Genomic DNA, 12,857 nt, shown 5'->3' on the forward strand with positions numbered 1-12,857 from the left:
TAATCATCGGGGCGCCGCGAGCCTAGTCCGCTACTTCGCGGCGGCGCGGTCGAGCGCGAGGTTCAACGCCAATACGTTAACGCGCGGTTCGCCCAGCAGACCGAGCAAACGACCCTGGACATTGGCGGCCACAAGCTGCTTCACAGCCTCTTCCGGCATATTCCGCGCCTTGGCGACCCGCGGCACCTGAAATTGCGCGGCTTCCGGCGAAATGTCCGGGTCGAGGCCGCTGGCAGAGGTGGTGACCAGATCGACCGGCACGTTCGCGTTCGGGTTTTCCGCCTTCAGCTTGTCCACGTCCTCCTTCAGCCGGTCGGCCAGCGCCTTGCTGGTCGGGCCGAGATTGGAGCCGCCCGAGTTCGCGGCGTTATAGGGCGCCGAAACGGTCTTGGTCGAATCACTCGGATCCGGCGCCAGCGTCGCCGAAGGACGGCCGTGGAAGTACTTGTCCTCCTTGAACGCCTGCCCGATCAGGGCGGAGCCGACCACCTTGCCGTCGCGCTCGATCAGGCTGCCGTTCGCTTTCGCCGGGAAGATCGCGCCGGCAATGGCTGTCATCGCGAGTGGATAAGCGAGGCCGGTGATGGCGGTGAGCACCAGCAGCAGGACGATCGCGGGGCGAATTTCTCTGAGCATGTATTTCTCCTATTTCGTTCGTCATTGCGAGCGAAGCGAAGCAATCCAGAATCTTTCCGCGGAAGCAGTCTGGATTGCTTCGTCGCTTCGCTCCTCGCAATGACGCGGTTAGGCCAGGTGTAAAGCGGTCACCACGAGGTCGATCGCCTTGATGCCGATGAAGGGAATGACGATGCCGCCAAGCCCGTAGATCAAGAGGTTGCGTCGCAGCAGTGCGCCGGCGCCGACTGCACGATAGGCAACGCCCTTCAGTGCGAGCGGAATCAGCGCGATGATAACAAGCGCGTTGAAGATGATGGCCGACAGGATGGCGCTCTGCGGGCTCGAGAGGTTCATCACGTTGAGCACGTTGAGCTGCGGGTAGAACGCCAGGAACATCGCCGGAATGATGGCAAAATACTTCGCAACGTCGTTGGCGATGGAGAAAGTCGTCAGCGCACCGCGCGTCATCAGCAGCTGCTTGCCGATCTCGACCACCTCGATCAGCTTGGTCGGGTTGGAGTCGAGATCGACCATGTTGCCGGCCTCGCGGGCGGCCTGAGTGCCGGTGTTCATGGCGACACCGACGTCGGCCTGAGCGAGCGCCGGCGCGTCGTTGGTGCCGTCGCCGCACATCGCCACCAGCTTGCCCTTGGCCTGCTCGTCCCGGATCAGCTTGAGCTTGTCCTCCGGGGTTGCCTGCGCCAGGAAGTCGTCGACGCCGGCTTCCGCTGCAATCGCGGCGGCCGTCATGGGATTGTCGCCGGTGATCATGACGGTGCGGATGCCCATGCGCCGCAGCTCGGCAAAGCGCTCGCGGATGCCGCCCTTGACGATGTCCTTGAGCTGGATGACGCCGAGCAGCTTGCCGTCCCTGGCGACCGCGAGCGGCGTACCGCCGGCCTTGGCGATATCGTCGGCAATGCTCTGGATCTCGCGACCGACGTCCGAGAGCGCCATCGGCTGGATGGTGCGGACGGTGTTGCCGGAGGCAACGGCCAGCGGCGTACCGCCCCCGACGTAGTTGAGCATGGCATCGACCGCCCCCTTGCGCACCGACGAGCCGCCGGCATCGACGCCGCTCATGCGGGTCTGCGCCGTGAACGGGATGAAGGTCGCGCCAAGCTCGGCCATGTCGCGGCCGCGGATGCCGTATTTCTCCTTCGCCAGCACGACGATGGAACGCCCTTCGGGCGTTTCGTCGGCGAGCGAGGCGAGCTGCGCCGCGTCGGCCAGCTCCTGCTCGGTCACGCCGCGCACCGGGCGGAACGACGTGGCCTGGCGATTGCCGAGCGTGATCGTTCCGGTCTTGTCGAGCAGTAGCGTGTCGACGTCGCCGGCCGCCTCCACCGCGCGGCCCGACATCGCCAGCACGTTGAAGCGCACCAGGCGGTCCATGCCTGCAATGCCGATCGCCGACAATAGCGCACCGATCGTGGTCGGGATCAGCGTCACGAACAGCGCGACCAGCACAACCACCGAGATCGAGCCGCCGGCATAGGCCGCATAGCTCGGGATGGTGACGGTGGCGAACACGAAGATGATGGTGAGGCCCGCCAGCAGGATGTTGAGCGCGATCTCGTTCGGCGTCTTCTGCCGCTCGGCGCCCTCGACCAGCTTGATCATGCGATCGATGAAGGTCGAGCCTTGCGCGGCGGTAATGCGGACGCGAATCCAGTCGGACAGCACTTGCGTGCCGCCTGTCACGGCCGAGCGATCGCCGCCGGATTCGCGAATCACGGGTGCGGACTCGCCGGTGATGGCGGCTTCGTTGACGGAGGCGACCCCCTCGGTCACCTCGCCATCGGAAGGGATGGTGTCGCCGGCCTCGACCAGCACGACATCGCCGACCTTAAGGCTTGTGCCTGGCACCAGCTTGAAGGCCTGGCCGACACCGGTCAGCAGCTTGGCCTGGCTCTCGGTCCTGGTCTTGCGCAGGGATTCGGCCTGCGCCTTGCCGCGGCCTTCGGCGACCGCTTCGGCGAAATTGGCAAACAGCACCGTAAACCAGAGCCAGAGGATGATCTGGAAGGTGAAGCCGAGGCCGACACCTCCCGTGAGGACATCGCGCAGAAAAATCACGGTGGTGAGCGCGGCAACGATCTCAACCACGAACATCACGGGGTTCTTCACCATCAACCGAGGATTGAGCTTGGCGAAGGAGGCACGGATCGCGGGTATCACGATCTTCCGATCGAGCATCGCCGAAACCGGCATGCGCTTGTTTGGTTTAGGGACAGATTCCATGGACGTAACTCCGAGAGAGCTCGATCAGAAGAGGTTGCCGGCGTTCATCGCGAGATGCTCGACGATGGGACCGAGTGCGAGCGCCGGGAAGAAGGTGAGGCCGCCGATGATCAGGATCACCCCGACGACGAGACCGACGAACAGCCCGCCCGTGGTCGGAAGCGTGCCCGCCGACGCCGGGATTGACTTCTTGGCGGCAAGCGACCCGGCGATCGCCATCGCCGGGATAATCATGAAGAAGCGGCCGACGAACATCGCACTGGCGAGCGTGAGGTTGTAGAACAAGGTGTTGCCGGTGAGACCCGCAAAGGCCGAGCCGTTGTTGCCGGTCGCCGAAGTGAAGGCGTAGAGCACCTCGGTGAAGCCGTGCGGCCCGGCATTCGCCATCGAGGCGACCGCAGCCGGATAGACAACGCCGACCGCGGTCCAGCCAAGATACATCAGCGGCAGCACCAGGATCGCAAGCATCGCCATCTTGACCTCGCGCGCCTCGATCTTCTTGCCGACATATTCCGGCGTGCGGCCGACCATGAGTCCCGCGACGAAGATCGCGAGCACGACGAACAGCAGCATGCCGTAAAGGCCGGCGCCGACGCCGCCGACGATGATCTCGCCGAGCTGCATGTTGATCAGCGGAATCATGCCGCCGATCGCGGTAAAACTGTCATGCATGGCGTTGACCGCGCCGCAGGAGGCCGCAGTCGTGATCACGGCGAACAGCGAGGACGCGACGATCCCGAAGCGGACCTCCTTGCCCTCCATGTTGCCGCCGACGAGGCCTAGCGCCTGAAGCGTCGAGGTGCCGTTGGCTTCCGCCCAATAGGTAATGGCAACGCCGGCGACGAACAGCACGCCCATCACGGCGAGGATCGCCCAGCCCTGACGCTGGTTGCCGACCATGCGGCCGAACACGTTGGTCAGTGCGGCGCCCAGCGCGAAGATCGACAGCATCTGGACGAAGTTCGACAGCGCGGTCGGATTCTCGAACGGGTGCGCGGCATTGGCGTTGAAGAAGCCGCCGCCATTGGTGCCGAGCATCTTGATGGCAACCTGCGAGGCAACCGGGCCGACCGCGATGGTCTGCCTGGCGCCCTCGAGCGTGGTGGCCTCGACATAGTCGCCGAGCGTCTGCGGCATGCCCTGCGAGACGAGGAACAGCGTGTAGACGATGCAGATCGGCAGCAGCACGTAGAGCGTACAGCGTGTCACGTCGACCCAGAAATTTCCGACGGTGCGCGTCGAGGCGCGCGAGAAGCCACGGATCAGCGCCACCGCCAGCGCGATGCCGGTTGCAGCCGACAGGAAATTCTGGTGCGTCAGGCCGAGCATCTGCACGAGATAGGAAATCGTGCTCTCGCCGCCGTAGTTCTGCCAGTTGGTGTTGGTGATGAAGGAGATCGCGGTGTTGAAGGAGAGGTCCTCGGCGACCGCGCCCTGCCCGGCGGGATTGAACGGCAAAATGGCCTGGAGCCGCATCACGCCATAGATGATCAGGAAACCGCCGACGTGGAATAGCAGCATGGCGACCGTATAGGTCAGCCAATGCTGCTCGCGCTTCTCGTCGACGCCGGAGAACCAGTAGATGCCGGCCTCGATGGGACGCAGCACCGGCGAAAGAAACGTCTTCTCGCCGTTGAATACACGCGTCATGTACCAGCCGAGCGGCTTCGCCAGCGCGACGATGACGACGCAGAATAGAATGATCTGGAACCAACCGAGCACAGTCATGGCATTAACCCTTCAGACTTCGTGTCCCGCGCAGAAGCGGCAGAACTATCGCGAGCAGGCCTGCGACGAGCGCGGCATCAGCCAGCAGCAACTCGACGAGCAACAGCACAGGTCAGAACCGTTCCGGCCGCAGCAACGCATAAGTGAGGTAGATCAGCAGGCCGAACGAGACCGCACTGGCGAGCGCATAATCGAACATCATGGTCCGCTCCCTCACAGTCGTTCGCAGGCGTAGGTGTAGCCGATCGCAAGGGCGAAGAAGGCGAAGCCCAGCGCCAGCATCAGAATGTCCATCATGGGATTGCTCCTCGTTGCGTCCTTAGGTCCGGCACAACCATTTCTCTGCGACCCGGCGAGGCACGCGATGACTGCAACGCATGTCCACGGTGCCGACCGGGACTTTTGACCGTGCTGAAGTGCCAGCACGGGCATAGGTTTTCGAGATGAGGGGTCTGGCGACGTTATAGGAATCTCATAAAGGCCGGGGGCGCCGTGCTGATCGGACTAGGGACATTTATGAAATCCCTATATCTCTCGCTCCCTTCTCATCTCGTTTTCAAATGCCGCTTTAGCCATCCTGGAGACGCCGGCCGACTGACCGACGCCGATTCCAGGAGGCCTGAGATGACCGCCGCCGCTCTCCGACATGAAGATCCAGCATCGCTCAGCGCACGCCTCCGTCGCGCGCAGGCAATGACGCCGTCCTTGATGCTCGACGTCATGCAAACCTGCCGGCGCGTCCCGTCGCTTGGCCAGAGCGAGCACACGGCACGCCTCATGCACCTGATCGACGCGGAAGCCTGGACCGATACTGCGCTGTTGCTGATGGAGCTCGAGTTGCGGCTATGGCAGGTCCGCCGCATCGCCTACGACGACGGCGAATGGCACTGCGCGCTCTCGCGCGAACGCGAATTGCCGGACTGGCTGGATGCCGCGATCGAGGCGCAACATGCCGACCTCGCGCTGGCCCTGCTGTCCGCCTTCGTTGAGGTGCAAGCGTCGGCCATGGAGCTATCGCGGCCGGGCGCCCCCTCGGTGCGTCGGTCGCTGGACCCGCTCTACGAGCCGGCCGGCTGCGGCAATTTCAGCTAGCGGCGCCGCGGAAAATCGTCAGCCGATCTGGCGCAATTTCACGGAACCGTGTAGATCGGTTTCATGAGCAGCAGCAACGTCCACGTCGTCGCCCATCCCCTGGTCCAGCACAAGCTCTCCCTGATGCGGGAGAAGGACCGCTCGACCAAGAGCTTTCGCGAGATCCTGAACGAGATCGGGATGCTGCTCGGCTACGAGGTGACGCGCGACCTGCCGCTGGAGCTGGTCGATATCGAGACGCCGATCGCACCGATGCAGGCGCCGAAGATCGCCGGCAAGAAGCTCACGCTGGCGCCGATCCTCCGCGCCGGGGTGGGCTTCCTGGACGGCATGCTGGCGCTGATGCCGTCGGCGCGCATCGCCCATATCGGGCTCTATCGCGATCCCGAAACATTGCAGGCCGTGGAATATTACTTCAAGGCGCCGCAGGATTTGTCCGACCGCACAGTGATCCTGATGGACCCGATGCTGGCGACCGGCAACTCGGCCTGCGCCGGCGCCTCCCTGCTCAAGAACCGCGGCGCCCGCGACATCCGCTTCGTCTGCCTGCTGGCCGCGCCCGAAGGCATTGCGCAGTTCCAGAGCGAACATCCGGACGTCCCGGTCTGGACCGCTGCGATCGACGAGCGGCTGAACGACCACGGCTACATCGTGCCGGGGCTGGGCGACGCCGGCGACCGGATGTTCGGCACCAAGTAGACAGGTTCGCGCGATCGGGTTAGTCCGGTTGCCATGAGCGCTAACGAATTTTCGCTGCAATCGCTGATCCGGACCGAAGCCGCCGCCGACCCGGCCTTCGTGTTCGACGGCACGCCGGTCTCGCGCGCGGAATTCGCAGCAAAGGTCGAGCAGACTGCCGCCTGGCTCGCCGCGCAGGACATCGGCAAGGGCGACGTCGTTGCGGTCTGGCTGGTCAACCGCATCGAATGGATCGCGCTGCTGTTCGCCGCCGCCCGGCGTGGGGCAATCGTCGCCGCCGTCAATACGCGCTACCGCAGCGCGGAGGTCGCGCATCTCCTGAAGCTGTCCGGCGCCCGTCTGATGGTGATCGAAGCCGCGTTCCGCTCGATCGACTTTGTCGCTATTCTCGCCGACATTGCGAAGGACGACGTGCCTGCGCTGCGAGAGATCGCGGTGGTCGGCGCGGATGAGATTGCCGCCCAATGGCCCTGCGTGCGCCTCGATGCCTTCGAGAAGCGCTATCCGCCTGCCCCGCCTGCTCAGGATGATTTCGATCTGCCGGTTCTGCTCTACACGACATCGGGCACCACCAAGGGACCGAAGCTTGTCGCGCATTCGCAGCGCACGCTGGCGACGCACGCCGCCTCCGTTGCCACGGCGCTAAGACTCTCTCCGCAACGCCATTCGCTGCTGGCGATGCTGCCGTTCTGCGGTACCTTCGGCATGACCAGCCTGCTCGGCTTCATCGCAGCCGGCGCGACCGTCCATGTGCTCGATGCCTTCGAGGCCGCACCGGCGGCCAGGATCCTCGCCGAGCGCGAGATCACGCACTCATTCGGCTCGGACGAGATGTTCCGCCGCATCCTTGCGCTCACCGATGGACCGCGGCCGTTCCCGTATCTCGAAATCTGCGGCTTCGCCGCGTTCCAGCCTGGCTGGCGCGAGCTTGCCGCCGAGGCCGAGGCGCGCGGCATGCCGCTGTTCGGCCTCTACGGTTCGAGCGAGGTGCAGGCCCTGTTCTCGATCGGCCGCGCCACCGACGCCTTCGCCGACCGGATCGAGGGCGGCGGCTGGCCGATGTCGCCGGAGGCCGAGGTCCGCGTGCGCAACACCGAGACCGGCGAGCTCGCAGCTCCCGGGGTCTCCGGCGAGATCGAGATCAGTGCGCCGTCATGTTTCCTCGGCTACTTCAACAACCCCGACGCGACCCGCGATGCGATCACCGCGGACGGCTTCTTCCGCACCGGCGACATCGGCCGGCGGCGCGGCAACGGCTCCTTCGTCTACGAGACTCGCGCGGGCGACGCCATGCGGCTCGGCGGTTTTCTCGTGGCTCCCGGCGAGATCGAGGACGAGCTCAAATCCTGCACTGGGGTCGCCGATGCCCAGGTCGTCGCGGTCGATCTGAAGGGCCAGGCGCGCTGCGTCGCCTTCGTGATCGCCGCCCAGGATTCCCAGGAGGACCCGCCGCAGCAACAGACGCTGGTTGCATGCCTGCGCGAGCGGCTCGCAGGCTACAAGGTGCCGGCGCGGATCTATGTCGTCGACGCCTTCCCCGTCACCGACAGCGCCAATGGCGTCAAGATCCAGCGCGCCCGGCTTCGGGCCATGGCGATGGACCGGATCGCTGCGGAATAACGTTTATGGGCTTCGCTTGGAGGCAACCATCGCAGCGCCCCGCAATGGTGCGCGCTCAAGCCTAGTATGACTTGGCCAGCCCCAGCACCTTTTCCGCAATGAAGCTGAGCGCAAGCTGCGGGCTGACCGGCGCGATGCGTGGGATCAGCACTTCGCGCAAGTAACGCTCGACATGGAATTCCTTGGCGTAGCCGAAGCCGCCATGGGTCATCACCGCCTGCTCGCAGGCATGATATCCGGCCTCACCCGCAATGTATTTCGCGGCATTGGCGGCGCCGCCGCAAGGCATGCCCTTGTCGTATTGCCAGGCCGCCGACATCACCATCAACCAGGCCGCCTCGAGCTCGACCCAGTTCACCGCGAGCGGATGCTGGATGCCCTGATTCTTGCCGATCGGGCGGTTGAACACGACGCGGGTCTTGGCGTATTCGGTCGCGCGCGACAGCGCGAGCTTGCCGAGGCCGACGGCTTCCGCGGCGATGAGGATGCGCTCGGGGTTCATGCCTTCGAGAATGTACTGGAAGCCTTTGCCTTCTTCGCCGATCCGGTCTTCCATGGGGATCTCGAAATCCTCGAAGAACAGCTCGTTGGAATCGACGACCTTGCGGCCCATCTTCTCGATCTCGTGGACCTTGATCCTGTTGCGATCGAAGTCCGTATAGAACAGGCTCAGCCCATGCGTCGGTGAGCGCACGTCCTCCAGCGGCGTGGTGCGCGCCAGCAGCAGGATCTTGTGCGCGACCTGCGCGGTCGAGATCCACACCTTCTGGCCGTTGACGATGTAGCGGTCGTTCTTGGCCACCGCGCGGGTCTTGAGCTGGGTGGTGTTGAGGCCGGTGTTGGGCTCGGTGACGGCAAAGCAGGCCTTCTCGCGGCCCTCGACCATCGGCGGCAGCATGCGCTTGCGCTGCTCTTCAGTGCCGAACACGACCACAGGATTGAGGCCGAACACGTTGATGTGCACCGCGGAGGCGCCGGACATGCCGGCGCCGGATTCCGCGATGGCGCGCATCATGATCGCGGCCTCGGTGATGCCGAGGCCCGAGCCGCCATATTCCTCTGGCACGCAGATGCCGAGCCAGCCGGCGTCGGCCATGGCCTTGTGAAAGTCGTGCGGGAAGCCGCCGTCGTGGTCCTTCTTCAGCCAATAGGCGTCGGGAAAGTCTTCGCAAACCTTTGCGACGGCGTCGCGAATGGCTTCCTGCTGGGCGGTGAGCGCGAAATCCATATTCTTGATCTCCTTCTTGGGAGAAGCGACCGCGCAATCTCCCCCTCGTCGCGTTCCCCACTCGAAGGCCGTGGCGGATTGGTGCGCCCGAACGTGCCTTCGCTTGCGTTCTTTAACTTGAAAAACAGGGTACAGATACGTGAATTTCCCCATCAACTGTGTGTACCATGCATAGGGTCATGCGGCGCGACTGTAGGAGCGCGCCGTTATTTCGCAGGGAGGAAACCGCGATGGCCGGACTTTATTTCGAGGACTTTTCCGTGGGCCAGGAGTTCAGGCATCCGCTGACCCGGACCGTCACGGAGATGGACAACACGATGTTCAGCCTGCTGACGCTCAATCCGCAGCCGCTGCACATCGACGCGCATTTTTCGGCCCAGACCGAGTTCGGCCAGCGCATTTTCAACAGCCTTTACACCCTCGGCATCATGATCGGCATGACGGTCTATGATACGACCATGGGAACCACCGTTGCCAACCTGGGCATGACCGACGTCACTGTTCCGAAACCGGTCTTCCATGGCGACACTTTGCGGGCGACGACGAAGGTGCTTTCGTTGCGGGAATCCAAATCGCGCCCCAAGGCGGGCATCGTCGAGTTCGAGCACCACGCTCTCAACCAGAACGACGAAATCGTCGGCAAATGCCGCCGCATGGCGATGATGCACAAGAGGCCGGTCTGATGCGTTCGATGCTGTTCGTGCCGGGCGACTCCCCGCGCAAATTCGAGAAGGCCAGCGAAGGCAACGCCGACGCGCTGATCATCGATCTCGAGGATTCCGTCGTCACCGACAAGAAGCCGGAGGCGCGCGGATTGACGCTGGCGATGCTCAACGGCCGCAACAAGCCCCATCAGCTCTATGTCCGGGTCAACGCGCTCGACACCGGCATGACGCTCGCCGATCTCGCGGCGGTGATTCCAGGCAAACCCAACGGCATCGTGCTGCCGAAATCGCAGGGCGGCGACGACGTGCGGCAGGTCGCCACCTGGCTCGAAGCTTTGGAGGCTGCGGCTGGCATCGCCATCGGCTCAACGCGCATCGTCTGCGTCGCGACCGAAACCGCAGCATCGATCTTCGGGCTCGGCAGCTACAAGGGCTGCTCCCCTCGCCTCGCGGGCCTGATGTGGGGCGCGGAGGATCTTTCGGCCTCGCTCGGCGCTACTGAAAAGGCGTCAGGCGGCGTGTTCCACAGCCCTTATCGTCTGGCGCGCGATCTCTGCCTGATGGCGGCGGCCGCGGCCGAGGTCGCGCCGATCGACACCGTCTATACCGACATCGACAATCTGGCGGGGCTCGAACAGGAAACGCGCGCGGCGCGGCGCGACGGTTTTTCGGCGAAAGCGCTGATCCATCCCAAGCACGTCGACGTGGTCAACGCGGCGTTCGAACCGACCGAGGCCGAGCGCAATTGGGCCGAGAAGGTGATCGCAGCATTCGCGAGCAATCCGAACTCCGGCACGCTGCGCCTCGACGGCGAGATGATCGACAAGCCGCATCTTCGTGCTGCGATGAAGATTCTCGGCCAGAGCTAGAGCAGGACGCCGCGCTGCGACAAGGGATCGAGGCCACTCTCAGCGTCGTCGTGACCGGGCTTGTCCCGGCCATTCACGGGCTTCCACACAACCGGCGCCCAAGAACGTGGATGCCCGGGACAAGCCCGGGCATGACGAAGCGAAAACGTCTCGCCCCTCAGGTTACGCAGTTGGGGAGAGCGGAAGCCCGCCGCTAGACGATCTTGATCGACATGTCCGGCAAGCCGTCGAGCTTGCACAACAGCACGTCGCCCTTCACGACCGGACCGACATTCTCGGGCGTGCCGGAATAGATGATGTCGCCGGCCTTGAGCTCGAACGCTTCCGACAGCTTTGCGATCTGCTCGGCCACACTCCAGATCATCTTGCTGAGATCCGAGCTCTGCTTCACTGTGCCGTTGATCGCGAGCGAGATGGCACCCTTGTCGAAATGGCCGGTCTTGCTGGCCGGGTGGATCGGGCCGAGCACCGCGGCGTGGTCGAAGCTCTTGCCGATCTCCCAGGGCTTCTTCTCCGCGGCCATGCCGTTCTGGAGATCGCGCCGGGTCATGTCGAGGCCGAGCGCGTAACCATAGACGTGGTCGAGCGCCTTCTCGGCCGGGATGTTGCTGCCGCCGGATTTCAGCGCGGCGACCAGCTCGACCTCGTGATGATAGTTCTTGGTCAGCGACGGATAGGGATGATCGGCGACCTCGCCGATCGCGACGTTCTGGATTGCGTCGGTCGGCTTCTGGAAGAAGAACGGCGGCTCGCGGTTCGGGTCCGAGCCGCGCTCGATCGCATGCGCCGCGTAGTTGCGCCCGATGCAGTAGATGCGTCGGACCTGGAACACCTGGGTTTCGCCGACGATCGGGATGGTGACCATCGGCACTGGAAAGATCGGCTTCGGCCCGGTCTGCGCCGCAGCCGGCGCAACTTCCGCGATCGAGACAGCACCTGCGGCCGCGGCAATTGCGAGCAGCTCTCGTCGCGTTGGTGAGATCTCTTTCATGTTTTGTGCTCCCTTTTTATGTTCGTTGGGCGCATCATGCGCGCCGACCCGCCTGATAATCAATATTCAGTATGCCAGCAATGCTGCACCGGCACGTCCTCTGATCGACGAGAACAGGCCACCTGCAGCCGCGCCTTCCAAACCGGCTCCCTTTCGCCACTAGCATGGAACTTGCATAAATTCTGGGCGACATGGATGCCGCATGAACCTCATCAGCCTCGATATCCGCATGCTCCGGTCGCTGATCTCCGTGGTCGAGACCGGCAGCATTACCGAGACCGCGCGGCGGCTGGGCCGCACCCAGCCGGCGATCACCCTGCAATTGCAGCGGCTGGAGGAGCTCACCGGCAAGCAATTGTTCGAGCATGCCGGGCGCCGGCTGACGCTGAGCGAGGACGGCACCACGGTTCTCACCTACGCCAAATCCATCCTGCGGTTGCATGACGAATTGATTTCGCAGCTGGCGTCGCAGGAGATCGAGGGTCAGGTCGTACTCGGCACGCCCGACCTCTATGCCGCCTTCATGCTGCCGCAGATCCTCAGCGTGTTCCGAAAATCCTTCCCGCGCGTCCAGGTCGAGCTCAATTGCGCGCTCTCGACGCCGCTGGTGGGCCTGGTCAAGCGCGGCGATGTCGACATCGCGCTCGTCACCCGCATGAACGATTTTACGGGCGGCCAGGTGGTACGGCGCGAGCAACTGGTCTGGATGACCGGCGAGCAGTCCGCCGCGCACCAGGAACGGCCCATTCCGCTGGCATTGCTACCGCCGGGCAACATCTATCGCGACTACGCGATCGACACGCTGGAACGCGCGAATTTGCGCTGGCGCATCGCTTGCGTCAGCGAAAGCGTCGGCGGCCTCCAGGCGGCGGCCTTCGCCGGCATGGCCGTGACTGTACTTGGCCGCAGCGCGCTGGTGCCGGCGATGCGCGAGATCGGCCCGAACGAGGGCCTGCCGCCGCTGCCGAAGATCGAGCTGCTGCTCTACAAGTCGAGCGGCGCGACCTCGAAGGCGGCAACCGCCTTGCACGATTATCTCGCGCACTATCTGCGCCTCGACGAGGAGCTCAGCGGCCGCGGCGATCCGATCGAGCTGTCCTGAG

12 protein-coding genes are annotated in these 12,857 nt (G+C 64.2%); 6 read left to right on the top strand and 6 right to left on the bottom strand.

Features of this window, described 5'->3' with window-relative positions; translation table 11 throughout:
- Positions 1–30: 30 nt before the first annotated feature.
- The 4 genes from FXB41_RS08275 to FXB41_RS08290 form a co-directional block, all read right to left on the bottom strand.
- On the bottom strand, positions 31–636 hold the full coding sequence (locus FXB41_RS08275) for a K(+)-transporting ATPase subunit C (RefSeq protein ID WP_219681188.1): 606 nt from the start codon (positions 634–636) through the stop codon (positions 31–33).
- Between the two features lie 108 nt (positions 637–744).
- A complete protein-coding gene (gene kdpB, locus FXB41_RS08280) occupies positions 745–2,862 on the bottom strand; it encodes a potassium-transporting ATPase subunit KdpB (protein ID WP_219681190.1) in 2,118 nt (705 codons plus the stop codon).
- Positions 2,863–2,886: 24 nt separating this feature from the next.
- Positions 2,887–4,590 (bottom strand): potassium-transporting ATPase subunit KdpA, encoded by a 1,704-nt coding sequence (kdpA, locus tag FXB41_RS08285; RefSeq protein ID WP_219681191.1) that lies wholly within the window; start codon positions 4,588–4,590, stop codon positions 2,887–2,889.
- A gap of 112 nt (positions 4,591–4,702) precedes the next feature.
- The gene (locus FXB41_RS08290) at positions 4,703–4,792 is read right to left on the bottom strand and encodes a K(+)-transporting ATPase subunit F (RefSeq protein ID WP_219681193.1); all 90 of its coding nucleotides are present in this window, start codon (positions 4,790–4,792) and stop codon (positions 4,703–4,705) included.
- A 422-nt stretch (positions 4,793–5,214) separates the two neighbouring features.
- On the opposite strand from FXB41_RS08290, the gene FXB41_RS08295 reads away from it, so the two are divergent.
- From FXB41_RS08295 to FXB41_RS08305, 3 genes are all read left to right on the top strand, one after another.
- Positions 5,215–5,682 carry a hypothetical protein gene (locus FXB41_RS08295; protein WP_219681195.1) on the top strand — a complete coding sequence of 156 codons (468 nt, stop codon included), beginning with the start codon at positions 5,215–5,217 and terminating at the stop codon, positions 5,680–5,682.
- 63 nt (positions 5,683–5,745) lie between these two features.
- A complete protein-coding gene (gene upp / locus FXB41_RS08300) occupies positions 5,746–6,381 on the top strand; it encodes a uracil phosphoribosyltransferase (RefSeq protein WP_219681197.1) in 636 nt (211 codons plus the stop codon).
- A 33-nt stretch (positions 6,382–6,414) separates the two neighbouring features.
- Positions 6,415–8,001: an AMP-binding protein gene (locus FXB41_RS08305; protein ID WP_219681199.1), complete on the top strand. Its 1,587-nt coding sequence runs from the start codon at positions 6,415–6,417 to the stop codon at positions 7,999–8,001.
- Between the two features lie 61 nt (positions 8,002–8,062).
- On the opposite strand, the gene FXB41_RS08310 is transcribed toward FXB41_RS08305, so the two are convergent.
- The gene (locus FXB41_RS08310; RefSeq protein ID WP_007613843.1) at positions 8,063–9,229 is read right to left on the bottom strand and encodes an acyl-CoA dehydrogenase family protein; all 1,167 of its coding nucleotides are present in this window, start codon (positions 9,227–9,229) and stop codon (positions 8,063–8,065) included.
- Between the two features lie 179 nt (positions 9,230–9,408).
- Between FXB41_RS08310 and FXB41_RS08315 the strand changes: the two genes are divergently transcribed.
- A complete protein-coding gene (locus FXB41_RS08315) occupies positions 9,409–9,912 on the top strand; it encodes a MaoC family dehydratase (protein ID WP_376707487.1) in 504 nt (167 codons plus the stop codon).
- On the top strand, positions 9,912–10,763 hold the full coding sequence (locus tag FXB41_RS08320; protein WP_219681203.1) for an HpcH/HpaI aldolase/citrate lyase family protein: 852 nt from the start codon (positions 9,912–9,914) through the stop codon (positions 10,761–10,763). Before FXB41_RS08315 ends, FXB41_RS08320 begins: the two co-directional genes overlap by 1 nt.
- Before the next feature lie 193 nt (positions 10,764–10,956).
- Here the strand turns inward: FXB41_RS08320 and FXB41_RS08325 are convergent, their stop codons facing one another.
- The gene (locus FXB41_RS08325; protein ID WP_219681205.1) at positions 10,957–11,754 is read right to left on the bottom strand and encodes a fumarylacetoacetate hydrolase family protein; all 798 of its coding nucleotides are present in this window, start codon (positions 11,752–11,754) and stop codon (positions 10,957–10,959) included.
- Between the two features lie 202 nt (positions 11,755–11,956).
- On the opposite strand from FXB41_RS08325, the gene FXB41_RS08330 reads away from it, so the two are divergent.
- Positions 11,957–12,856 carry a LysR substrate-binding domain-containing protein gene (locus FXB41_RS08330; RefSeq protein ID WP_027519799.1) on the top strand — a complete coding sequence of 300 codons (900 nt, stop codon included), beginning with the start codon at positions 11,957–11,959 and terminating at the stop codon, positions 12,854–12,856.
- The last annotated feature ends 1 nt before the right edge of the window (position 12,857 follow it).

This window comes from Bradyrhizobium canariense (assembly GCF_019402665.1).
GTDB classification, from domain to species: Bacteria; Pseudomonadota; Alphaproteobacteria; order Rhizobiales; family Xanthobacteraceae; genus Bradyrhizobium; species Bradyrhizobium canariense.

What these genes read in the sequence shown, in the direction of transcription:
- FXB41_RS08275 (WP_219681188.1), bottom strand. Translation starts at nt 636, where the DNA reads ATGCTCAGAGAAATTCGCCCCGCGATCGTCCTGCTGCTGGTGCTCACC.
- kdpB (WP_219681190.1), bottom strand. Translation starts at nt 2,862, where the DNA reads ATGGAATCTGTCCCTAAACCAAACAAGCGCATGCCGGTTTCGGCGATG.
- kdpA (WP_219681191.1), bottom strand. Translation starts at nt 4,590, where the DNA reads ATGACTGTGCTCGGTTGGTTCCAGATCATTCTATTCTGCGTCGTCATC.
- FXB41_RS08290 (WP_219681193.1), bottom strand. Translation starts at nt 4,792, where the DNA reads ATGATGTTCGATTATGCGCTCGCCAGTGCGGTCTCGTTCGGCCTGCTG.
- FXB41_RS08295 (WP_219681195.1), top strand. Translation starts at nt 5,215, where the DNA reads ATGACCGCCGCCGCTCTCCGACATGAAGATCCAGCATCGCTCAGCGCA.
- upp (WP_219681197.1), top strand. Translation starts at nt 5,746, where the DNA reads ATGAGCAGCAGCAACGTCCACGTCGTCGCCCATCCCCTGGTCCAGCAC.
- FXB41_RS08305 (WP_219681199.1), top strand. Translation starts at nt 6,415, where the DNA reads ATGAGCGCTAACGAATTTTCGCTGCAATCGCTGATCCGGACCGAAGCC.
- FXB41_RS08310 (WP_007613843.1), bottom strand. Translation starts at nt 9,229, where the DNA reads ATGGATTTCGCGCTCACCGCCCAGCAGGAAGCCATTCGCGACGCCGTC.
- FXB41_RS08315 (WP_376707487.1), top strand. Translation starts at nt 9,409, where the DNA reads ATGCGGCGCGACTGTAGGAGCGCGCCGTTATTTCGCAGGGAGGAAACC.
- FXB41_RS08320 (WP_219681203.1), top strand. Translation starts at nt 9,912, where the DNA reads ATGCGTTCGATGCTGTTCGTGCCGGGCGACTCCCCGCGCAAATTCGAG.
- FXB41_RS08325 (WP_219681205.1), bottom strand. Translation starts at nt 11,754, where the DNA reads ATGAAAGAGATCTCACCAACGCGACGAGAGCTGCTCGCAATTGCCGCG.
- FXB41_RS08330 (WP_027519799.1), top strand. Translation starts at nt 11,957, where the DNA reads ATGAACCTCATCAGCCTCGATATCCGCATGCTCCGGTCGCTGATCTCC.